Origin of the sequence: Pseudomonas sp. NY15437, from assembly GCF_048068435.1 — a bacterium.
In the GTDB taxonomy this organism is placed as follows: Bacteria; Pseudomonadota; Gammaproteobacteria; order Pseudomonadales; family Pseudomonadaceae; genus Pseudomonas; species Pseudomonas nitroreducens_B.
Genome location: NZ_JBLUQC010000038.1, coordinates 1 through 1,341 on the forward strand (window position 1 = coordinate 1; position 1,341 = coordinate 1,341).

Genomic DNA, 1,341 nt, shown 5'->3' on the forward strand with positions numbered 1-1,341 from the left:
GAAGGCCTGGCAACGGCAACCGCCGAAGTCGCGCTCCTTCTCATCGCAGGAGCGGCACGGTTCGGGCATCCAGGCGTCGCCGCGGAAGCGGTTGAAGCCGAAGGATTCGTACCAGATGTGCCGCAGGCTGTGCTCGCGCACGTTGGGGAACTTCACCGGCAGTTGCCGCGCGCTGTGGCATGGCAGTGCAGTGCCGTCCGGGGTGACGTCGAGGAACACGCTGCCCCAGCCGCCCATACAGGCCTTGGGGCGTTCCTCGTAGTAGTCGGGCACCACGAAGATCAGCTTGCACGGGTTGCCTTCGGCCGCCAGGCGCTCGCGATACTGCGCGGTGATGCGCTCGGCGCGCTGCAACTGCTCGCGGGTCGGCAACAGGCCGGCGCGGTTCAGCTCCGCCCAGCCGTAGAACTGGCAGGTGGCGAGCTCGACGAAGTCGGCTTCCAGTTCGATGCACAGTTCGATGATGCGGTCGATGCTGTCGATGTTGTGCCGGTGGGTGACGAAGTTCAGCACCATCGGGTAGCCGTGGGCCTTCACCGCACGGGCCATGGCGAGCTTCTGGGCGAAGGCCTTGCGCGAGCCGGCGAGCAGGTTGTTCACCTCCTCGTCGGCGGCCTGGAAGCTGATCTGGATATGGTCGAGGCCGGCGTCGGCGAACTCCTTCAGGCGCGTCTCGTTGAGCCCGATGCCGGAGGTGATCAGGTTGGTGTAGAAGCCCAGCCCGCGCGCCGCGGCGATCAGCTCGGCGAGGTCCTGGCGCACCAGCGGCTCGCCACCGGAGAAGCCCAGCTGCGCCGCGCCCATCTCGCGGGCCTGGCGGAACACCTCGATCCACTGGGCGGTGCTCAGCTCCTCGCCGCCCTTGGCGAAATCCAGCGGGTTGGAACAGTACGGGCACTGCAGCGGGCAGCGGTAGGTCAGCTCGGCCAGCAGCCAGAGCGGCGGGCCCACCGGCGCCTCAGCGCAGCTCGATCCAGAATTGCGCATGGGCCACCTCGAGGAATGCCAGGATGTCTTCGTCGATGCCCGGCACGCCGGGGAACTCGGCGCGCAGGCCGTCGATGATGCCGGCGACGTCAGCCTGCCCGTCGACGCGGCCGAGGATCGCCCCGGCGCTCTCGTTGAGCTTCACCATCCCTTCCGGGTACAGCAGCACGTGGCAGCCCTGGGCCGGTTCGAATTGCAGGCGGAACCCCCGGCGCAGTGCCGGCACGCTGTCCAGCGAAGGCAGACTCATCACAGCAACCCCCTGTGCCACACGCGCTCGCTCGTCACCGTGTGGTACGGCGGGCGCTTCAGTTCATAGGCCATGCTCATCGCGTCGAGCATGCTCCAGAGCAC

Annotated in this window: 2 protein-coding genes and 1 pseudogene; all 3 read right to left on the reverse strand. The window is 67.9% G+C overall.

Going from position 1 to position 1,341, the window contains the following annotated elements:
- Window positions 1-987: pyrroloquinoline quinone biosynthesis protein PqqE (gene pqqE / locus ACNFIA_RS31905; protein WP_416790992.1), on the reverse strand; the 987-nt coding region annotated here is incomplete at its 3' end.
- The gene (gene pqqD / locus ACNFIA_RS31910) at window positions 959-1,237 is read right to left on the reverse strand and encodes a pyrroloquinoline quinone biosynthesis peptide chaperone PqqD (RefSeq protein WP_259754690.1); all 279 of its coding nucleotides are present in this window, start codon (window positions 1,235-1,237) and stop codon (window positions 959-961) included. The genes pqqD and pqqE, both read right to left, overlap by 29 nt.
- Window positions 1,237-1,341 (reverse strand): annotated as a pseudogene (locus ACNFIA_RS31915) (pyrroloquinoline quinone biosynthesis protein C); the annotation flags it as partial. The pseudogene ACNFIA_RS31915 and the gene pqqD, both read right to left, overlap by 1 nt.

Excerpts from the sequence above, each read along its gene's own strand:
- pqqD (WP_259754690.1), bottom strand. The coding sequence starts at position 1,237 with ATGAGTCTGCCTTCGCTGGACAGCGTGCCGGCACTGCGCCGGGGGTTC.